This is a genomic window from Maricaulis salignorans (assembly GCF_900103475.1).
GTDB lineage: Bacteria > Pseudomonadota > Alphaproteobacteria > Caulobacterales > Maricaulaceae > Maricaulis > Maricaulis salignorans.
Map to the genome: position 1 here is coordinate 49,262 of NZ_FNHG01000017.1, position 20,559 is coordinate 69,820.

General features: G+C 62.2%; 23 protein-coding genes. 2 read left to right on the top strand and 21 right to left on the bottom strand.

The annotated features are described in order from the left end of the window. Position 1 precedes the first annotated feature (1 nt). A complete protein-coding gene (truB, locus tag BLT42_RS12240) occupies positions 2-976 on the bottom strand; it encodes a tRNA pseudouridine(55) synthase TruB (RefSeq protein WP_091771199.1) in 975 nt (324 codons plus the stop codon). 76 nt (positions 977-1,052) lie between these two features. Continuing rightward, positions 1,053-1,472 (bottom strand): 30S ribosome-binding factor RbfA, encoded by a 420-nt coding sequence (gene rbfA, locus BLT42_RS12245; RefSeq protein ID WP_091771201.1) that lies wholly within the window; start codon positions 1,470-1,472, stop codon positions 1,053-1,055. Between the two features lie 308 nt (positions 1,473-1,780). Here rbfA and BLT42_RS12250 point away from each other — a divergent pair, with 308 nt between their 5' ends. Continuing rightward, positions 1,781-2,275, top strand: coding sequence for a nuclear transport factor 2 family protein (locus BLT42_RS12250; protein ID WP_091771203.1), 495 nt, complete (start codon positions 1,781-1,783; stop codon positions 2,273-2,275). 78 nt (positions 2,276-2,353) lie between these two features. Here BLT42_RS12250 and infB read toward each other — a convergent pair whose 3' ends face one another. From infB to BLT42_RS12340, 18 genes are all read right to left on the bottom strand, one after another. Beyond that, positions 2,354-4,963, bottom strand: coding sequence for a translation initiation factor IF-2 (infB, locus tag BLT42_RS12255; protein ID WP_091771205.1), 2,610 nt, complete (start codon positions 4,961-4,963; stop codon positions 2,354-2,356). Between the two features lie 159 nt (positions 4,964-5,122). After that, positions 5,123-5,767 (bottom strand): RNA-binding protein, encoded by a 645-nt coding sequence (locus BLT42_RS12260; protein WP_407657306.1) that lies wholly within the window; start codon positions 5,765-5,767, stop codon positions 5,123-5,125. Next, complete coding sequence (gene nusA / locus BLT42_RS12265) at positions 5,724-7,442, bottom strand: transcription termination factor NusA (RefSeq protein WP_091771209.1); 1,719 nt, start codon at positions 7,440-7,442, stop codon at positions 5,724-5,726. Before nusA ends, BLT42_RS12260 begins: the two co-directional genes overlap by 44 nt. Positions 7,443-7,473: 31 nt before the next feature. Continuing rightward, positions 7,474-8,007, bottom strand: coding sequence for a ribosome maturation factor RimP (gene rimP / locus BLT42_RS12270; RefSeq protein WP_091771210.1), 534 nt, complete (start codon positions 8,005-8,007; stop codon positions 7,474-7,476). 94 nt (positions 8,008-8,101) lie between these two features. Next, positions 8,102-8,827: a tRNA (guanosine(46)-N7)-methyltransferase TrmB gene (gene trmB, locus BLT42_RS12275; RefSeq protein WP_091771212.1), complete on the bottom strand. Its 726-nt coding sequence runs from the start codon at positions 8,825-8,827 to the stop codon at positions 8,102-8,104. Between the two features lie 43 nt (positions 8,828-8,870). After that, positions 8,871-9,293, bottom strand: a complete 423-nt coding sequence (locus BLT42_RS12280) for a helix-turn-helix domain-containing protein (protein WP_091771214.1) — start codon at positions 9,291-9,293, stop codon at positions 8,871-8,873. Between the two features lie 79 nt (positions 9,294-9,372). Beyond that, entirely contained in the window at positions 9,373-10,989 is a 1,617-nt protein-coding gene (lnt, locus tag BLT42_RS12285) for an apolipoprotein N-acyltransferase (RefSeq protein ID WP_143024138.1), read from the bottom strand. Next, the gene (locus BLT42_RS12290; protein ID WP_091771218.1) at positions 10,986-11,885 is read right to left on the bottom strand and encodes a transporter associated domain-containing protein; all 900 of its coding nucleotides are present in this window, start codon (positions 11,883-11,885) and stop codon (positions 10,986-10,988) included. The genes lnt and BLT42_RS12290 overlap by 4 nt, the downstream gene beginning before the upstream one ends. Beyond that, entirely contained in the window at positions 11,878-12,360 is a 483-nt protein-coding gene (gene ybeY / locus BLT42_RS12295; protein ID WP_091771220.1) for an rRNA maturation RNase YbeY, read from the bottom strand. Before ybeY ends, BLT42_RS12290 begins: the two co-directional genes overlap by 8 nt. Continuing rightward, entirely contained in the window at positions 12,357-13,289 is a 933-nt protein-coding gene (locus tag BLT42_RS12300) for a PhoH family protein (protein ID WP_407657307.1), read from the bottom strand. The genes ybeY and BLT42_RS12300 overlap by 4 nt, the downstream gene beginning before the upstream one ends. Positions 13,290-13,384: 95 nt before the next feature. Then, on the bottom strand, positions 13,385-14,755 hold the full coding sequence (gene miaB / locus BLT42_RS12305) for a tRNA (N6-isopentenyl adenosine(37)-C2)-methylthiotransferase MiaB (RefSeq protein WP_091771224.1): 1,371 nt from the start codon (positions 14,753-14,755) through the stop codon (positions 13,385-13,387). Positions 14,756-14,862: 107 nt separating this feature from the next. Further along, positions 14,863-16,116 carry a TCR/Tet family MFS transporter gene (locus BLT42_RS12310; protein ID WP_091771225.1) on the bottom strand — a complete coding sequence of 418 codons (1,254 nt, stop codon included), beginning with the start codon at positions 16,114-16,116 and terminating at the stop codon, positions 14,863-14,865. A 21-nt stretch (positions 16,117-16,137) separates the two neighbouring features. Next, positions 16,138-16,557, bottom strand: a complete 420-nt coding sequence (locus BLT42_RS12315; RefSeq protein ID WP_091771227.1) for a Fur family transcriptional regulator — start codon at positions 16,555-16,557, stop codon at positions 16,138-16,140. Between the two features lie 9 nt (positions 16,558-16,566). Beyond that, the gene (locus BLT42_RS12320; RefSeq protein ID WP_233342471.1) at positions 16,567-17,010 is read right to left on the bottom strand and encodes a GNAT family N-acetyltransferase; all 444 of its coding nucleotides are present in this window, start codon (positions 17,008-17,010) and stop codon (positions 16,567-16,569) included. 44 nt (positions 17,011-17,054) lie between these two features. Next, positions 17,055-17,696, bottom strand: coding sequence for a tRNA (adenosine(37)-N6)-threonylcarbamoyltransferase complex dimerization subunit type 1 TsaB (gene tsaB, locus BLT42_RS12325; RefSeq protein WP_091771231.1), 642 nt, complete (start codon positions 17,694-17,696; stop codon positions 17,055-17,057). A 9-nt stretch (positions 17,697-17,705) separates the two neighbouring features. After that, complete coding sequence (locus BLT42_RS12330; protein WP_091771233.1) at positions 17,706-18,335, bottom strand: malonic semialdehyde reductase; 630 nt, start codon at positions 18,333-18,335, stop codon at positions 17,706-17,708. Between the two features lie 109 nt (positions 18,336-18,444). Next, positions 18,445-19,008 (bottom strand): NifU family protein, encoded by a 564-nt coding sequence (locus BLT42_RS15335; protein WP_091771235.1) that lies wholly within the window; start codon positions 19,006-19,008, stop codon positions 18,445-18,447. 68 nt (positions 19,009-19,076) lie between these two features. Beyond that, positions 19,077-19,553: a universal stress protein gene (locus tag BLT42_RS12340; protein WP_091771237.1), complete on the bottom strand. Its 477-nt coding sequence runs from the start codon at positions 19,551-19,553 to the stop codon at positions 19,077-19,079. Positions 19,554-19,633: 80 nt separating this feature from the next. Between BLT42_RS12340 and BLT42_RS12345 the strand changes: the two genes are divergently transcribed. Continuing rightward, positions 19,634-20,224: a hypothetical protein gene (locus tag BLT42_RS12345; protein WP_091771239.1), complete on the top strand. Its 591-nt coding sequence runs from the start codon at positions 19,634-19,636 to the stop codon at positions 20,222-20,224. Positions 20,225-20,228: 4 nt separating this feature from the next. On the opposite strand, the gene BLT42_RS12350 is transcribed toward BLT42_RS12345, so the two are convergent. Beyond that, on the bottom strand, positions 20,229-20,507 hold the full coding sequence (locus tag BLT42_RS12350; protein ID WP_233342462.1) for a transposase: 279 nt from the start codon (positions 20,505-20,507) through the stop codon (positions 20,229-20,231). Positions 20,508-20,559: the final 52 nt, after the last annotated feature.

Sequence of the window (20,559 nt, forward strand, 5' to 3'; positions counted from 1 at the left end):
CCTAAACTCTGTCGACCCCTGTGAGGGGCAAGTTGAATACACGCACGGGCTGAAACCTTCCGGCCCGCGCCTCGCCGAGCGCCACTGCTTGCCCGTCCAGGGTCGCCAGAGCCATGAAAGAACAATCCTTGCCCGCTATCATGAGGGGGCGCCGAAGGGCTTTCAGCTCTTGCGCTTGACGCGGGAGCAGGACGATCGACCGTCCTAGCTTCAGGTTTGATGCCTCCTCGCCGGTGATGGCCAGCGCCGGGATGTCGTCCAGCGCGGTCTGTACCGGGAGCAGAGCTTCCGAAGCGGCGCCCTTATGAGCCATTTCTCGCAATCCGTCCAGCGTTGTGGATTCTGCCTCTACGAAGCCCCCGACAACCAGCCGTCGCAGGGCCACGACATGGCCCTCCGAGCCGAGGGCATGAGCGATGTCGCGCGCCATGGCACGGACATAGGAACCCTTGCCGCAACGCATTTCGAACACGGCATGATCGGCATCGGGACAATCGACCAGTTCAAGCGCATCGATCCGGATGGCACGCGCTTCAAGCTCGACCTCTTCACCGTCGCGGGCGAGGTCATAGGCGCGCTCGCCATTGACCCGGATGGCCGAATAGATGGGTGGAATCTGCTGGATCTCACCGGTGAAGTCCGGCAGGACCGCTTCAATAGCGCTGCGCTGCGGCCGCACCTCGGAGGTCGCGATCACCGCGCCCTCGGCGTCGAGCGTATCGGTGCGCTCGCCCCATTTGACCGTGAACCGGTAGACCTTGGCGCCTTCCATGGTGAAGGGGACCGTCTTGGTCGCCTCCCCCAGTGCGATGGGGAGAATGCCGGTCGCGAGCGGATCAAGCGTACCGGCATGCCCGGCCTTGTTGGCATCAAATATGCGGCGAACCGCCGAGACGGCCTGGGTCGAGGTCATGTCGAAGGGCTTGTCGAGGATCACCCAGCCATGGATGTCCTGACCCTTGTTCTTGCGAGCCATGTCTGTGCCTCAATTTCGATCGAAAGGACGGCGGCGTGAAACCTCACGCCCCCCGATACCATCAGTGCGTGACGGCTTATTCCTGGCTATCGCCATCATCGTCAGCCTTGAGGTCGCGCTGTACCTGCGGTCGCGCCAGGAGCTGGTCGACATGGCTGGCGGTCTCATAGCTGTTATCGGCATGGAAATGCAGTTCCGGGGTGAATTTCAACTCGATCTCACGCCCCAGACGCCCGCGCAGGAAGCTGGCTCCCCGGTTGAGCGCCTTGGCCAGAGCGGCCGGTTCGCCCGGCCCGAGCGGCGCGACATAGACTTTCGCAACCCGCAGATCGGAGCTCATGCGCACTTCGCTGACCGTGATCAGGGCCTTTTCAAGCGCCGGGTCGCGCAGATCGCCGCGCGCCAGCAGGGTCACCAGCGCATGCCGGATAATTTCGCCCGCGCGGAGTTGCCGCTGCGTGGCTGTCTTCGGTTCGCGGGTTGGTCTACGGGCCATAACACCTCTCCGAGGTCGGCGGCACAGACGTCAAATCGCTGCACCGGCAAGGCGCGCGGGTGTACGCCGGTTGTGCAGGGGATGCAAGAGCCTGCGATTGAAGCAGGGAAAGGGCTTGGCTTACAGCGCGTTTAGGAAGCACGCGCGATTGTGACCGCCGCGCGCAGCCTCCGATCTTGCAATCACAGCCCTGCGCGCCGCAAAGAGGACTATCCGGGATTTAGCGACGACCGACCTCGCCACCTGCCAGGCGCTGCCGACGTCCTTTGGCTGTCTGGATCAGCAACGCTTCAAAGCGGGAGAGAAGAATGAACCATACCCTGGCGGCCCTGGCCGCGATCATGACCCTGTCGACCGGTGCCCTGGCGCAGGAGATTGCCGACGCTGAAACCACCGCCCGCGCCTATATGGCGCACTACTCGGCCGTGGATTTCGATGCGATGGAATCCTACATGGCCGAGGATTTCGTGTTCGACGATTCCACGGCGCTCGGCGACGGCGTTGGCCCCGACGGCCTGCATCACGAGGGCCGCGAATCCAGCTTGGCCATGTTGCGGGACTTCGCCCAAACCTATCAGCCGATCGAGCTTGGCTTCGTCTGGGACACCGTTTTCCAGAGCAATGACCGTGTCGTCTTCATGGGTGAGGTCAATGCCCTCTACCCGACCGAGACCGAGGGCCAGACCTTCCGCTGGCGCGCGCCGCAGGTCACCGTCATCACGGTGCGGGACGGCCGCATCACCCATCATCAGGACTTCGCCAATTACGCCACGCCGGACCAGAGCCTCGTCATCGGCCAATAGGGCTGACACGAGCCACGACACAAAAAAGGGCGGCTCGATGGAGCCGCCCTTTTCATATTCCGGATCAGAAAGTTCGGACTAGCCATTGCTCTCAAGCTTGCGAGGCACTTCGATGATCTCGAAGCACTCGATCTTGTCGCCCTTCTGGATCTCCTGATACTCGATGAAGCCCATACCGCACTCGGTGCCGGCTTTCACTTCCTTCACTTCTTCCTTGAAGCGTTTCAGGGTCGACAGATGGCCCTCGTGCACGACCGTGTCGTTGCGCAACAGGCGCACACCACAGCCGCGCTTGACGACGCCTTCGGTCACACGGCAACCGGCAGCCTTGCCGAAGCGGGTGATGTTGAAGACTTCCAGGATGTCGGCGTAACCAATGAAGTTTTCGCGCTTCTCCGGAGCCAGCATGCCTTCCATCGTATTGCGCACATCATCGATGACATCATAGATCACCGAGTAATAGCGGATTTCGACTTTCTCACGCTCGGCAAGGTCGCGGGCCTGTTTATTGGCGCGGACATTGAAGGCGAAGATCGGCGAGCCCGAAGACTTGGCCAGCAGGACATCGCCCTCATTCACGCCGCCTGCGGCAGCGAGCACGATTTTCGCCTGGACCTCGTCATTCCCGAGACGCTCAAGCGATTGCTTGATGGCCTCGGCGGAGCCTTGCACATCTGCCTTGATCAGCAGCGGCATTTCCTTGGTCTGGTTTTCCTGCAGGCGCGCCATCATCTGCTCGAGCGATGTGCCCAGGCCGACATTCTGGCCGCCACCGGCGGAACGGGTCTTGCGCTGGCGGTACATCGCGATTTCGCGAGCCCGGCCTTCATTCTCGACCACGGCAAAGACTTCGCCCGGATCCGGAGCGCCATCGAGACCGAGGACTTCAACGGGAACCGACGGGCCGGCTTCAGCCAGGGTCTGGCCACGCTCATTGGTCAGGGCGCGGACACGGCCCCACTGACCGCCAGCGACCAGGAGGTCGCCACGCTTCAGCGTACCGCGGCGAACCAGAACCGTCGCGACGGAGCCGCGGCCCTTGTCGATCTTGCTCTCGATCACAACACCTTCGGCATCGCGGTCCGGATTGGCTTTCAGATCCTGCAATTCGGCCTGAAGCAGAATGGCGTCGGTCAGGTCATCAAGGCCGGTCCGCTTTTTCGCGGAGATATTGACGGACTGGACGTCACCGGACATGGCCTCAACGACAATGTCGTGCTGCAGCAGGTCAGTGATGACTTTTTGCGGGTCGGCTTCGTGCTTGTCGATCTTGTTGACGGCGACGATGATCGGTGTGCCGGCCGCCTTGGCGAATTTGATCGCCTCGATGGTTTGCGGCTTCACGGAATCATCGGCAGCCACCACAAGGATGACGATATCGGTGGCTTCGGCACCGCGCGAACGCATGGCCGAGAACGCCGCGTGGCCAGGCGTGTCGAGGAAGGTGATCTTGTCACCCGACTTCAACTGCACCTGATAGGCGCCGATATGCTGGGTAATACCGCCAGCTTCACCGGAGACAACATCGGTCGAACGCAGGGCATCGAGCAGCGAGGTCTTGCCGTGATCGACATGACCCATGATCGCCACGACGGGTGCGCGCTTGACCTTGCTCTCTTCCGGATCATCGCTGGCAATAAAGCCGGTCTCGACATCGGATTCAGAGACGCGTTTCACCGTGTGACCGAAGTCTTCAACGATCAGTTCCGCATCATCGGCCTCGAGCACGTCATCCATGCGGACCATCTGGCCCTGCTTCATCAGGTATTTGATGACATCCATGGACCGCTCGGCCATCCGGTTGGCCAGATCGGCAACCGTGATCGATTCCGGAATGATGACTTCGCGGGAAATCTTCTCGCGCGCCGTCGTACCGTCGCTGCGGCGTTGTTTCTCACGTTCGCGGGCGCGGCGGACCGAAGCCAGCGAGCGTTGACGCTCTTCATCGCCCTCGAGAATATTCTGGATCGTCAGCTTGCCACGGCGACGGCTGTCCGCCTTGGCGCGCGCAGGCGTTTGTTGCTGCCCCGGCTTGACCGGACCGGCACTGACTGGCGGACCCTTGCGCTTGATACGGCCACCCATGGCGTCGAGCGTCGCGGCTGGATCGGGAAGATCGGCCCCGTCCATCGGGCGCTGCGGGCGCTTTTCGGCGGCGGGTTTGCGGCGCACTTCGCCATCACCCTTTTTCGGGCCGTCATCGGCATCACGCGACGCATCGGCTTCAGCGAGACGGCGAGCCTCGGCTTCGGCTTCAGCAGCGCGTTGTGCCTCCTCGGCCTCACGGGCTTCGCGGGCTTTCAGATCATCAAGATTCTGGCGTTCGGCATCGGCACGGGCCGAGCGTTCTGCCTCTTCCTGTTTGCGCTTCGCGTCGCGTTCGGCAGATTCGGCACGGGCGCGGGCAATCGCCCGCTGACGCGATACGAGTTCTTCCTCGGACAATCCCAGCTGACGGGCTTTCGCGGCAAGCGCGGACTCACCCTTGCTGGCGCCGGCGCCACCAGGACCTCTCCCGCCGGCCGGACCGGAGTCCTTGCCAGGGGTCACCACACGTTTGCGCTTCTTCTCAACCACCACGGCTTTCGAACGTCCGCGCGCAAAACTTTGCTGCACGGTGCCCGCACCGGGTCGTTTCAGAGAGAGCGGCCGGCGGCCGGAGGAATTATTGTCGTCTGCGTCGCTCATGCGAGCCTTCCAAGTTCGGCTATCGTTTGACGGGCTTTTCCGGTAGCCGAGTGCCGGAAATCCGCGCTGTTCATACCTGATCCGGCCTGAAGGCTCGCTAACCTAGCGACCTCCACCCCGTATTCAACCGCTGTTGCGGCACGCGCCGCAGCTTCCGGTTCAGGAAGCCGGCGGCCGGAAGCCCTGGAGCTTCCCCATTGTCACCCCGAAAGCCCGCACCTGCGAACCACCGGTAAGCACTCCATGCACGACCGAGCCGCGTCCCAGCGCCTCGCCCAATTGCTCGGCGGTAAAACCACCGGCAACCGGAATATCGCCCCAGGCGGCCTGGGTCAGACGGTCGAGCTTGGTACGCCCGTCCTCGGCCCCGTCAATCGCCTCGATCCGCCAGGCCGGTCGTCCGGCCTTCAGAGCGATACGCGCCGCGTCAAATCCGAGCGCCACCTCGCCGGCCCGCCGCGCCAGGCCGAGAAGGCTCAGCGCGCGTGCCGTCAATTGCGCCTCGATCATATCGGCCAGCCCGTCGGGCACCTTGACCGCTCGACCGGCGGACCGGTTGAACAAGCCCTTGCGGGCTGCGGTCTCGACTGCCGTGCGATCAGCACTGACCCATATGCCTCGGCCGGGCAATTTGGCGGCGATGTCAGGGAAGACTTCGTCTCCCGGGCCAATCACGAGACGGATGAGCTCCGCCTCGTCCTTGACCTCTCCGGAAGCGATGCAACGCTTCTCCCGGATCGCCTGTGTCGCCGCCTTCGGATTACTCAGCCTTCTGTTCCTCCTCGTCGGCGTCAGCTGCGTCAAGGTCGAGGCCCAATGCTGCGGCCTCGGCTTCCAGCTCCGCCAGATCCATATTCTCAACGTCGAAGACATGGGCGTCAGGATCTTCATCCTCGACTTCCTCGACTTCGCGCACCGGCAGGTCCTCCTCGGAGATCCAGCCTGCAACAACGCGGGCGCGCATGATCAGCATTTCGGCATCATCGGCGGAGAGCTCGAAACTCTCCAGCACGCCAGGCTGACGCACGCGTTCGCCATTGACGCTTTCAAACCAGCCGCGCAGATCGTCGGTCACGAGACCGGCCAGATCCTCGACTGTCTTGACGTCGTTTTCGCCGAGCGCGACGGCCATGGGCAGATCAATACCCTCGACCTCAAGCAGGGCGTCCTCGACACCGAGTTCCTTGCGCTTGGCATCCTGTTCGCCGGCGAGACGCTCGAGATAATCACGGGCACGCGCCTGGATCTCTTCAGCCGTATCGTCGTCAAAGCCTTCAATGGCAGCAATTTCGCCAAGACCGACATAGGCGATCTCCGACACGTCGGTGAAGCCTTCGGTCGCCAGCAGCTGGGCGATAACCTCGTCGACGTCCAGCGCACCGGTAAACAGGGCGGTCCGTTCGGCGAATTCGCGCTGGCGGCGTTCGGATTCTTCTGCCTCGGTGAGGATGTCGATCGACCAGCCGGTCAGCTGCGAGGCGAGGCGCACATTCTGGCCGCGACGGCCAATGGCGAGCGAAAGCTGCTCGTCAGGCACAACGACTTCGATGCGGCGGTCTTCCTCATCGAGGACGACCTTGGACACTTCGGCCGGCTGCAGCGCGTTGACGATAAAGGTCGCCGGATCATCGGACCAGGGGATGATATCGATCTTCTCGCCGGCCAGCTCAGAAACCACGGCCTGGACGCGCGAACCGCGCATACCGACACAGGCACCGACCGGGTCGATCGAGGCGTCATTGGAGATGACGGCGATCTTGGCCCGGCTGCCGGGATCGCGGGCAACGGCCGAGATCTCGATAATGCCTTCATAGACTTCCGGCACTTCCTGCGCGAACAGGGCAGCCATGAAGTCCGGATGCGCGCGCGACAGGAAGATCTGCGGTCCGCGGATTTCCTCGCGCACGTCATAGATATAGGCCCGCACGCGCTCATTGGTCTGCAGGTTTTCGCGCGGGATGCCGTCGGCGCGGCGGATAATGCCCTCGGCGCGGCCGAGATCCATGATCACATTGCCATATTCAACACGCTTGACGATGCCATTGATGATCTCGCCGACACGGTCCTTGTATTCCTCGAACTGACGCGCCCGCTCGGCTTCACGCACTTTCTGCGTGATGACCTGTTTGGCGGTCTGCGAGGCGACACGGCCGAATTCGATCGGAGGCAGCTCATCAGAAAAGACGGTGCCGATTTCGGCGGTCTTGTCGATCTTGCGGGCCTCAACGAGGGAAATTTCCTGGCTGTCATTCTCGACTTCTTCGGCGACCGTCATGCAACGGGTCAGCGACAATTCGCCGGTCTTCGGGTCAATCTTGGCCCGGATGTCGTTTTCGGCGCCATAGCGAGACTTGGCTGCCTTTTGAATCGCTTCTTCAATCGCCTCGATCACGATCGATTCGCTGATCGACTTTTCGGCCGCTACGGCACGCGCGATCTGCAGCAATTCAAGCCTGTTGGCGCTGACACCAATGCTCATCGGAAGTTCCCCGTTACGATGGACTGCGACATCATTCGTCTCCTTCGGTCGTCGCGGGCGCCTCGGCGCGCGCTTTCAAATTCGCCTCGATCAAGGCGTCCGTCAAAACCAGCTTGGCATCGGTGATCCAGTCAAACGGGATCAGCGTGGTGTCCTCTTCGCCATCCGCGTCGAGCAGGACATTTTCCCCTTCGACACCGGCGAGAATACCTCTGAAACGCTTGCGGCCATCAGCCAGGCGGTCCAGCTCGATCTTGGCCTCATTGCCCTCCCAGCGCGCGAAATGCGGCAGCGTGGTCAAGGGCCGGTCGATACCCGGCGATGATACCTCAAGATCGAATTCTCCGGAAATCGGATCCTCGGTCTCCAGGGCACCGGAAATGCCGCGCGAGAGGCGCGCGCAATCTTCGACGTCAATGGCATTATCGGGGCGATCAGCCATGATTTGCAGGCGGGCGCGCTTTCCGGACAGGACACGTACGCGGACAATCTCCAGCCCGAGCTCGGCTGCAACCGGCTCGGCCAGATTCAGAATGCGGATATCCTGTGGTGTCTTCGTCTTCAAGCCGGCGGCTCCGTCTTCAGTAACAAAAAGAGCGGCCGCCGTTAGGCGACCGCTCGATAGCATCATCCAATGCGATCGAACTTGTGTATGGGCGCTATATAGCCGCCTTGGGGCCGCTTGGCAAGGGAGCGCCCGAGCGGCAAATGAAATCCATGAAGACCGGCGCGCAATCGCCGAGATTCTTGGTCTCATAGCGCGTGCGGACATGATCAGCCGGCGGCAGGCGCCAGTCCCCGGCGCTGTTGGCGGTCCATTCGAAGCGATCATCGCCGGCAAATTCCACCATCACATGATCGGCATAGGACTTCACATCGGTGGCAATGCGCAATTGCCCGCCCGGCTTGAGAATGCGGGCGAAATCATCGCGCGATGATTGTTGGATGAAACGACGCTTGGCGTGGCGCTTCTTGTGCCATGGATCAGGGAAAAGCAGGAAGATGCGATCGAAAACCCCGTCGGCGAAACGCGGCAGCACATCGCGCGCATCACCGCGGTGCAGGCGGACATTCTGCAGACCGCCATCATCAACCCCGGCCAGGGTCTTGGCGACACCATTGAGGAAGGGCTCGATCCCGATATAGAGATTTTGCGGATGTGCCGCGGCCTGGGCCACAAGATGCTCACCGCTGCCAAAGCCGATCTCGAGAATATGCGCTGCCTTGCCTGCGGCCAGACCGGCAGGATCAATCACCCCGTCCGGTGGCAGATCGATCGTCGGCAGGAAATCATCGACAAGCGCCTGCTGGCGCGCCGAGAGCGGCTTGCCCTTGGCGCGTCCAAACAGCCGGAAGTCCCCGGAAGCGTTGAGTTGGTCAGTCATGCGCACGACATAGCGAATTGTTTCGCCGCCTGCACGCGCAACGTCAGTGCGCGGACTCGTCCTGCTCGGCGGCCAGGGTGCGCACAAGTTCAAGCACGCGCCGGCGGACCTTCGCATCGCTGATCCTTGAAAAGGCTTCGGCGAGCGACACACCATCAGAACTCTGGATGAAATTATAGACAACCGGGGTCTGGTCACCTTCAGCCATGCCGGAAACGACGGGCTTGTCCGCCAGGTCTTCAAAGAAGAACTGAACCGGGACTTCAAGCACCCGGGAAAGCCGGTAAAGCCGGCTCGCACCAACGCGGTTGGCACCGCGCTCGTATTTCTGGACCTGCTGGAAGGTCACACCCAGCTCATCGCCGAGTTTTTCCTGACTCATTTTCATCAGCTGGCGGCGTAGTCGAATTCTTGACCCCACATGCATATCAACCGGATTGGGAATGCGGGGGTTTACCTTCTGCATGAATTTACCTCTTTTGCGGGCCAGACGCCCGTGGATCGCAGACAATAACTAGCATGAGCTGGGCCGCGCGGCATCATCACTATCTGTTCAGCGTCGGAATTTTTAAATATCTCCCTACCACTTTACGTCGCTGTAGAATGATGCCTGCAATCACGAGGCCGCTGATAATCCAGAACAACCAGTCGCCCCAGAAGGCATAAAGCGGGGCGCCAATCGGACGCGGCAAATCGACATCATGGGCACCGTCACTGCCGGGCAGAATCGCCACCGGCATACGTCCGAACGCATCAATCACACCGGAAACGCCCCTCGATGCAGAGCGGATCATCGGCAGACCCGTCTCGATCGAGCGATAGCGCGCCTGATTGACATGTTGGCGCGGCCCACTGGTTTCGCCGAACCAGGCATCATTCGACAGATTGAACAGCCAGGCGGGCCGCGGCGCGCCAGCGCGCACGAAACCGGGGAAAATCCCCTCATAGCAAATCAGCGGCATGACCGGCGGCGCGCCCGGCAGGTCCATCACGAAGGGCCCGGCGCCGGGCGTGTATTGCAGGCGCGCAAACTCGGCAAAGCCGATCGCCGACAACAGGCCGGAGAAGGGAATGCTTTCGCCAAATGGTGCCAGCAAGACCTTGTCGTAAAGCCCGACAATGCGCGGCGTGCCGCTGTGATAGCGCAAGACCGCCAGGGAATTGTAATAAGTCTCGTCTTCCTGCCCCACGACCCGCCGGCTGATGCCGGCCATCAAGACTTGGTCATCGGCAAAGATTTCGCCAATCAGGCTCAGGGTCGCCCCGTCTTCGAGCATGTAGATCGGCAAGGCGCCCTCGGGCCACAGGACGTGCGTGACTTCGTCGAGTCCCGGCGATGCGGTCAGGTCGAGATACCGGTCCCGGGCCAGCAAGGCGCCGTTCGCGCTCCACTTTTCGCCCTGGGTGAGCGCGGATTGCACGATCCGGAAGCGCACACCCGGCTCCAGGCCAGGCTCTGGCTGTTGCAGACGCAGGGCGCCGAAGGTGAACATGATCAACAGGATCGCGATACCGCCCATGGCCGGCATCGTCCGCTTCAGATTGAAGACCGGGCCGACCGCCACCGCCGGCGATACTAGCGTCAGAATCGTGAGCAGGGTCAAGCCATAGACGCCAAACCATGATGCGGTCTGGCTGATCGCCCCTCCGGCCGGCCAGGCATAGGCGGGAAGGTTCCACGGCAAACCACCAAACATGTGCCCGCGCAGCCATTCAAACACGGCGATACAAACCGCAAACACCAGCACCCGCCATTCCGAGCGCTGCGCCAACAGGGCATAGGCGACCATGGCACCGCCCCAGAAGGCGGCGAGCAATGCCGCCAGCGCCGGCACGGCGAAGGGTATCAGGGGTATGTATTCCGGCCCGCGATTGATGAAGGCATAGGCGAGCCAGAACATGCCCGCCAGAAAATAGCCAAACCCGAACAGGAAGCCGCGAAGGAAGGCCGCGCGCAGCGGTTTGGGACGCCGGCGCGCGCCATCAACGGTCCACAACAACAGCGCCAGGGTGGCAATCAGGATCGGCCAGGCAAAGACCGGCGCCATCGCCAGGGCGGACAAGGCCCCACCGGTAAACAGGAGCAAGGCCAGTCGCCATCCGCTGGCGGCGGCGATCCGCGTACGCAATCGCCCGGGCGAGTACCAGGCATGGCGGGTCAAGACGGGTCGACCCCCTCATCCGCGGCAGCGGTGGCATGGGTCCAGTGCGTCGCCCTGACGCGCATCCGCTTGATACGGCGCGGGTCAGCCTCCAGCACCTCGAATTCATAGCCCTTGGGGTGCCGGATCACCTCGCCGCGCTCGGGAACCCGGCCGGTCAGGGTGAAGACGAGACCGCCGAGGCTGTCAACATCCTCATCCTCGTCGGGACCGGCGATTTCCTCGCCAACGACTTCTTCAAAAGCGTCGATCTCGGCACGGGCCTCGACATCCCAGACACCCGGTCCGCGGGCGCGGATCGCCGGGGCATCCTCGTCATCATGTTCGTCTTCGATATCACCGACGATCGGTTCGATCAGATCTTCAAACGTCACCAGGCCATCGGTTCCGCCATATTCATCGACGACCAGGGCCAAGTGCATACGGCGCCCCTGCATGCGGCGCAAAAGATCAGTGGCGCGCATCGAGGGCGGGGCGAACAGCAAGGGCCGCGTGATCGCCGGCAAGACCTGCAGGTCGGCCCAGCCCGCCTCGCGTACGCCCGCTTCATTGGGCGCGAGATGAACGATCAGATCCTTGATATGCACAACGCCGATCGGGTCATCGAGGGTTTCCCGATAGACCGGCAGCCGCGAATGGGCAGCCTTGGCAAAGGCATGCGCCAGCTCACCGAGCGGCGTTGAAACCTCGACGCCGACAATATCAGCGCGCGGAACCATGACATCGATGACGCGCAAATTCTCGAGCGCATCGGGATCAATCGCAAAAGCGGCTGGCGATGCCGGTTTGACGGGCGCAGCCGGGGGCGCCGATTCCTTGATATCATCCGGTCCACCAAAAATACGCCCGAACCAGGACCGGGTATCTGTTTCGGAACTATCGTCCGCACTACTCATCGGCTTCTGTCCCGCCGCCTGTTGTCTCGAGATAGGGGTCGGCAACCCCGAGCCGGGCCAATGCCCGGCGCTCTATCGATTCCATAACCAGGGCCTCGTCATCTTCGAGGTGATCATAACCCTGAAGGTGCAGGAATCCATGCACGATCAAATGACGCAGGTGATCGGCCAGGCGAAGCGAGCGCTCGCGCGCCTCGCTGATGACCACGCCGGACGCCAGCGCGATATCGCCCAGATGGTTGGCGGTATGCTCGGATGCCGGAAAGGAGAGCACATTCGTCGGCCCCGACTTCTGGCGAAAACGGGTATTGAGGTCGGCCATGGCCGCGTCATCGGTCAGCAAAACGGCGATCACGCCGGGCAGGGCGTCACTGATTTCCGCGCCGGCGGCGGCAATGGCCTGTTCGACCAGCCGGGTCTTGCCCTCGATGGCGTCCCAGGCCTCGTCTTCAACGATGACATCAACAGCATTCATGACGTCCGGGCTCCGCCCCGCTTGTTCAGATCATCTTCATAGGCCGCGACAATGCGGGCCACGAGATCATGGCGTACGACATCGGCGCGGGTAAAGCGGATCGCCGCGACACCCTTGGTCTCGGCCAGGATTTCAAGCGCATGCGGCAGGCCGGACGGATCGCGCGGCAACAGGTCACACTGGCTTGGGTCACCGGTGACCGCCATGCGTGAGCCCTCTCCGAGCCGGGTCAGCACCATCTGCATCTGGGCCCGTGAGGTATTCTGGGCCTCGTCGACGATGACAAAGGCGCGATTGAGCGTGCGTCCGCGCATGAAGGCGATCGGCGCCACCTCGATACGGCCATCGGCGCGCATGCGTTCCAGCTCGGCGCGCCCCAGCGTATCGGCCAGCGCGTCCCAGACCGGCAGGAGATAGGGGTCGACCTTCTCATTGAGATCACCAGGCAGAAAACCAAGCTTCTCGCCGGCCTCGACAGCCGGGCGGGTGATGATGAGTTTCTCGAACTTGCGCTGGACCAGCATGGAGGCGCCATAGGCGACCGCCAGCAGGGTTTTGCCGGTACCGGCCGGGCCGACACCGAAGATCAGGTCATAGGCTTTTTCATTCTTCAGCGCGCGAACATAGGCACGCTGGCCCTCGGTGCGGGCGATCAGGCTGGCGCCGCGCGGCACGCGGATGACGCCGTCATCGGGCTGGGTCGGAAGATCGCCGCCATCAAGCATGCGCAAGGCAGCGCGTACCGTCGCCTCGTCGCAGGTCAGACCATGCGCGAGGCTGGCATAAAGGCCCTTGAGGACGCGCTTGGCATCATCACGCGCCTGCGGGTCGCCGGCCGCGATCACGATCTGGCCGCCACCGGGCGCACTCAAGCGAACGCCAAGCTCTTCCTCGATCAGGATCAGGAAGCGGTCGCCCGCGCCCACCATGGCGCGCAGGCGCTCAACATCGTCGAAGTGCAGACCTTCGGAGACTTCCCGGCGCGGTTTGGCAGAGCGTGTCTTCGATGGAGGCTTGACCGGGCTCACGCGACGTCTCGCTCCGCGCCCACCAGCCGGCCCGACAATGAATTGCGCGACGCGGCCTCGATCTCGACCTGGCCGATGCGTCCGATCAGTTCGGCCGGACCGTCGACATGCACCGATTGCAGATAGGGGCTGCGGCCATGCAATTGCCCCGGAAGCCGGCCCGCCTTCTCGAACAGCACCGGCAGGGTGCGGCCGATCTGAGAGCGGTTGAAATCCGTCTGCTGTTCGTCGAGCAGGGCCTGCAGGGCGTGCAGACGCGTCGTCTTCACGTCCTCATCGATCTGGTTCGGCATTGCCGCACCGGGCGTGCCCGGACGGCGCGAATACTTGAACGAGAAGGCGCTGGCATAGCCGATTTCGCGGACGCAACGCATCGTATCCTCGAAGTCGGCATCGGTTTCGCCCGGGAAACCGACAATGAAATCACCGGAGATCGCGATATCGGGCCGCACCTCGCGCATGCGCGCTATCAGTTCGGCATATTCGGCATAGGTGTGCTGGCGATTCATCGCCTTGAGAATCTTGTCCGACCCGCTCTGAATCGGCAGGTGCAGATAAGGCATGATCTTGAATTCATCGCGATGGGCGGCAATCAGCGCCTCATCCATATCGCGCGGATGACTGGTCAGATAGCGCACGCGCTCAATCCCGCCGATCAGGGCAATATGGCGCAGCAGCTGGCCCAGCCCCCAGGGGCCGTCGGCCTCACGTCCCGCGGGCGGGGCGCCATGATAGGCGTTCACATTCTGGCCCAGCAGGGTGATCTCGCGCACGCCCTTGGCGGCGAGGCGGCGGATCTCGTCGACCAGCTGGTCAACCGGCCGCGACCATTCAGCGCCGCGCGTATAGGGCACGACGCAGAAGGTGCAGAATTTGTCGCAACCTTCCTGCACAGTCACGAAGGCCGAATAGCCCTCGACATGCCGCTCGGTCGGCAATTGGTCGAACTTGTCCTCGACCTCGAATTCCGTGTCGAGCGCTTCGCCGCGAGCCCGGTGGGCGCGGGCAATCAGCTCGGGAAGCTTGTGATAGCTTTGCGGTCCGACCACGAGATCGACCGTCGGCGCCCGGCGCATGATCTCGGCACCCTCGGCCTGGGCGACACAGCCGGCCACCGCGATCGTCATGCCGCCATGATCGGCCTTGGCGTCCTTGAAGGGGCGCAGGCGACCGAGATCGGAATACAGCTTCTCCGCCGCCTTCTCGCGAATATGGCAGGTATTGATGATGACGAGATCGGAGCCCTCGGCCTCCTCGGACGTCTCATAGCCAAGCGGCGTCAGAACGTCCTTCATCCTTTCGGAATCATAGACATTCATCTGGCAACCATAGGTCTTGATATAAAGACGTTTACGCGTCGAGCTCATCGTCACTCTGGGGCAACCGCGACCGGTCGACTTGTTGGCACTCCGGTCCATGCCGGGGAAGCCGCGCGTTATGGGCGAAACTGTCTCTCAAAGCAAGACCTGCCGCTTCACTCCGCCTCGGCCGGGACCGGTTTGGTGAGGGTTGTGACATCCTGGCTGCGCGATGACAGACCGACAATCAGGGCCAGGACCGTCAAGATGGCGGCCAGCAGGAATGCAGCACCCGGAAGGTAGACGGGCGCTGAGTCAGTGGTGAAGTAACGGAAGACCAAGGGCAAGGTTAGCGGACCGATTACCATCGACAGGCTCTGCAGGCTCGACATCGCGCCCTGCAACTCGCCCTGGCTGTTGGCCGGCACCAGCCGGGTACAGATCGACTGCATCGCCGGACCACCGATTCCGGCAAAGGAACCGAAGGCCATGATGACATAGAAGATCCAGACTTCGCTGACAAAACCATAGCCAACATAGGCCAGGGCCGCGATCGAAAAGCCGATCCCGTAAGCCCGCCACTCGCCGATTCTGGCGACGATAATCCGGGTCAGACCACCCTGGACAATGGCCGACGCCAACCCGACCGCCATCAGCGACAAGCCGATATCGCGCGGCGTCCAGTCAAAGCGCAAGGTCGAGAAATAAGTCCACAATGCCGGGAAGGCGGCATGCCCCAGGAAGAAGAGAAATGCTGCCGTCAGCATGGCAAAAACGACCGGGTACTGACGCATCTGGAGCAGCGACCCGAACGGATTGGCGCGCCGGATATTGAAAGGCCGGCGGTTCTCCGGGCTCAGGGTTTCGGGCAGGATGAAATAGCCATAGATCACATTGATCCCGGCCAGGGCGGCCGCGGCAAAGAATGGATAGCGCGGGTCGATTTCCCCGAGCAGACCGCCCACCACGGGCCCCAGAATGAAGCCCAGACCAAAGGCCGCGCCCATCATTCCGAAACGCCCGGCACGGTCCTTGGCATCCGTAATATCAGCGATATAGGCATTCGCCGTCGTATAGGTGGCGCCAAATACGCCCGACATCATGCGGCCCAGAAACAGCACGGCAAAGGTCGTCGCCGTGCCCATGATCAGATAGTCGATCGTAAATCCGGCCATCGCAAACAGGAGGATACGCCGGCGGCCATAACGGTCGCTCAACCCGCCAATAATCGGGGCAAAAATGAATTGCGTGAACGCGAAGACGCCCATCAGCAGCCCGCCCATCACCGCGGCGCTCTCAATGGGCTGACCGGTGAGCTCCATGATCAATTGCGGCATCACCGGAATGATGATGCCAAATCCGATCATGTCGATCAGAACGGTGATGAAAATGAAGACGAAGGCGTGCTTGCCGGGTGGGCGTGCGGACATGAGCGCTCCTCGATCGGGCGCCTACTCCCCGGCGCTCTTGAGCGGTACGCCGTATAACTCCATGCGGTGATCGACAAGCTTGTAGCCCAGCTTGCGCGCGACCGCTTCCTGCAGTCGCTCGATCTCCTCATTGACGAATTCAATCACCTCACCCGATTTCAGATCGATCAGATGGTCATGATGCTCGTCGCCGACTTCTTCGTAGCGCGAACGTCCATCGCGGAAATCATGGCGCTCGATAATACCGGCTTCTTCAAACAGGCGCACAGTCCGATAGACGGTCGCCAGGGATATCCTCGGATCTTCCGCGGCGGCGCGACGGTGAAGCTCCTCGGCATCGGGATGATCCTCGGAGTCCGACAGGACGCGGGCAATCACCCGGCGTTGATCGGTCATCCGCAGACCCTTGTCGACACAAAGTTTCTCGATCCGATCCGGCATGTGATTCCCCTATTCGCTGAATGGAGTGATAGGCTGTGAACCGCTGCGCTGTCCATCTCCGCTCAGTGCTTTTTCAAGAACCAGAGCGTCGCTGCCATCGGGGTAATAGGCCCGCCGCTGCCCGATCTGGCTGTAACCCGTCCTTAGATACAATGATTTCGCCGAACTGTTGAGCGTCGAAACTTCCAGAAACAACCGCGCCGCACCGCGCGCCGCGGCTTCCGCTTCGCCACAGGCGAGAATTTGAGCGCCGGCTCCCTGGCCCCGATGGGCAGGCACGACGCCGATCGTCAGGAGCTCGGCCTCATCAGCCGCGACCCGGTACAGGGCCATGCCCACAATAGCGTCACCACACCACGCGAGCAGACCGACCGTCGTGGGCATATGCATCATCGCGGCGATTTCACCTTCGGACCAGAAGGGCTGAAAACAGAGCGAATGGACTTGCGCCATCCTGCCGGCCGAGTCCGGCCCGGTTCGCTCGACCCGTATCGTGCTCAAGGCTGACGGCCTCCGGGCAGTTTCGCATCCGGCGGGCGTGCATAGAAAGGCAGAGGCGGCGCCTGCGCCGCATCGGCAGCTTCGGCCAGATCCAGAAGGGCCGGCAAATCGATGGTCGTCAGGGCGAGATCGGTAAATTGCGGCAGATCGATCAGCGCTGCGCCGCTGCCTGCCAGATGTCCGGCATCACCGGCCAACTCCCTGATGCGGGCTGCCACCTCGGCGACCGGCAATAATTCGGCGCTCGTCGCAACGCCTCCCGTCCACACCTGAAGAATGACATCGCCGCGTTTGGCATCATGCAGCACGGCCAGCGGGCCGGAAATTCCCGCGGCCTGAGCCAGAACCGCCAGATTGCCGATCCCGACCGCCTGCGCACCGGTTGCCAGGGCAAGGCCGCGGGCGAAAGCCACGCCAACGCGGCTGCCGGCAAAACTGCCGGGGCCCGTCATTACCCCGATCCGTGTCAGCTGGGCGGCTTGCAGCCCCGCCTCTTCCAACATGCCGGCAATCATGGGGGCGAGGTATTCAGCATGGCCGCGCCCGATCGGGTCGCTGCGACACAGGTCCGGCTGCCCCGCGACGCGCAGCGCCACGGAGCAATCTGAACCGGTCGTATCGATCGCCAACAAAGCCATGCAAGCGGTTTAGATGATTTGCGCGGCCTCGTCGAAGCTCAGACGCGGCAGACGCGGGAAGAGGTTCTTTGTCGTCCCGATCCCGAGATTGATCAGGATGTCCGACTTCCAGTTTTCAGTGGCCGGATTTCCGGCAAAGAATTCGCCATCAACCCCGGCTGCATCGAAACCGGTCATAGGTCCGGTATCGAGGCCCAGCGCGCGCGCTGCCAGCAGGAAATACCCGGCCTGCAGCACGGAATTGCGGCGGCCATTGAGCTCGGCGCCGGGGCCGGTGAACCATTCGCGGGCGCCCGGATTATGCGGCATCAACTGGGGAATCTTGTCATAATACTTCTCGTCCCAGGCGAAAATGACTGTCACCGGGGCTTTCATCGACTTCTCGACATTGCCTTCGGCCAGGAACGGCTTGAGGCGCGCCTTGGCAGCGTCGGACTGCACGAAGACAAAGCGGGCCGGCGAGTTGTTCGCGCTGGTCGGGCCCATTTTCGTGATGTCGTACAAACGCTTCAGCGTCGCTTCAGGGATCGGGGTGTCCTCGAAGTCATTATAGGTGCGCGCGTCGAGAAAGACCTGCGCGATCGCGTCTTCATTGATGACGGTGTTGTGGGTCGGTTTGCTGGTCACTTCGCCTGCCATGTTTCGGCCTCCGCAGAATGAATTGATGTTGCGGCAGACATAAACAGGCCAGGAACCAATTTTAATATGCCGATCTGGAAAAAGACTTGCTTCGTCCCGGACGCAGTCGTCAGGCGACCGCTTCGACGGACTGGATTTCCGGGATGTAGTGCTTGAGGAGATTCTCGATCCCGGCCTTCAACGTCATCGTCGAGGACGGGCAACCGGAACAGGCACCGCGCATCTTCAGTCGCACCGTACCGCTCTCGGCGAGAAATGAATGAAACAGGATATCGCCGCCATCCTGGGCTACCGCAGGACGCACGCGCGTATCGATCAGCTCGATGATTTCCTTGACGATCTCGCCGTCATCGCCGGCATAGGCGGCATGCCCGCTCTCGGTTTCCGCGTCGCCGAGAATCGGCCGGCCCGATTGCAGCCCGTCCATGATGGCACCCAGCAGGAAGGGTTTGACATGATCCCACTCGACCGCACCATCCTTGGTGATGGCGATGAAATCCTCACCGAGAAATACGCCCGTCACACCCTGGATCAGGAAGAGATCGGCCGCCAGCGGCGAGGCCTCGGCGGCGTCTGCATTCTCGAATTCATGCGGTCCGCCGGGAGATATCTCGCGGCCGGGCAGGAATTTCAGCGTATTCGGATTGGGCGTGGCTTCAGTCTGGATGAACATCGGGCATCTCCTTGTCCCTCAATTGGCGCTGAATCGGACAAGGTTCAACCCCTTCATGGACAGGGTTATCAGGACATGGCGTCGATTTCGGAGTTTTCCATATCACCGGGCACCACCGTCACCGGAACGGCGCGGCCGCTGAACAAGCCCTTGCCCCGGGCCAGCGCCATCACAAGCGGGCCGGGACCTTCGCTCGAAACCGAGGCACCGAGAACCAGAAACGAGATCAGAGGGTCGTCCTCGAGCACCTGGGCCAGAACGGCGCGGCGCTCGCCCTCCCTCAGCACCAGTTCGGGCCGCTCGCCCGTGACGGCTTCGGCGTCCTCGGCCAGGGATTCCAGCAGGGCTTCGGCAGCCACTTCGGCCTCGCGCTTGGCGGTCTCGGCAACCCCGATCCAGTGATTGAAATCACCGGTCTGGTAGGTCGCGAGAATGGCCACCTTGGCACCAAGTGTGTGGGCACGACGCGCGGCGAAATAGAGCGCCTTGCGGCACTCGGGGCTTTCATCGGCGATCGTGAGAAATTTTCGGGTGCGATTTGACATTGTCTCGGAGTTTGGCGAGTTCAACCGGTCTCGTCCAGTATTTGGTTTCCAGGGCGTGTGGAACAAGGGTGCGATCCGCCATGATTCAACATGAAGACCGGCGCAATGCGGCCAGCGGCCTGCGCACGACACGCTTGAGTGATGCAGCGCTGATACAGGCGAATGACCGCAGCGAGGCGGCGCAAACCTTGGCCTTTGCCGACATTCGCTCGGTCCGGCTGAATGTCGAAATGGCCGGTCCATCGAGCCAGGTGGTGTGCCGGGTTGAGGACGCGCTCGGCAATGAACTCGTCTTCGGGTCTATGAGCTGGGTACGCCCGGGTGCCTGGGAATTGAAGGCGGACACGTTTCGCGAACTTCTGGTTGGCCTGCACCGGGCGCTGACACCATACCGCGATGCAATTCAATTCCTTGAGGGCGCCAAACCCGGCTTCATGTGGACCCTGTTCACGGTCGGGGGCGTGGCGGGCACGGCCTGCCTGGCGGGCTTTGCCTGGCTCTTCCTTCTGCAGGAGAACGCCGTCGGCCTGTTCTTCCTTCCCGGCGTACTGGGCGGTGCATGGCTGATGCGCGTGTTCTGGCCGCGCGCACCCAAACTCTATGATCCCGACCGCTATGCGCTGGCAAAACCACTGGAGCCTGCCCCTTCAACCCGCACGGACGCAGGCTGAAGCGCTAGGGCGTGGACTCAATTGCGCGCATCCAAATTCGGGCTGAGGCGAGCGCGAGGGCGGCCATGAAATTGTCGGCGTGTTTTTCGAAGCGTGTGGCGATGCGGCGGAACTGTTTGAGTTTGCAGAAGAAGCGCTCGACCAGATTGCGCTGACGGTAAAGGCTCGGAGGGACGCTGCGCTGGATGCGAACCCGGCTCTGGGTGGGGATATGCGCCTCGCCGCCGCGGTCCCGGACAAAATTCACGAGCGCCATGCTGTCATAACCTCGGTCGGCGATCACACATCCGGGCGGCAAGGCACCGAGGAGTTGGGGCGCAATCGTTTTGTCCGAG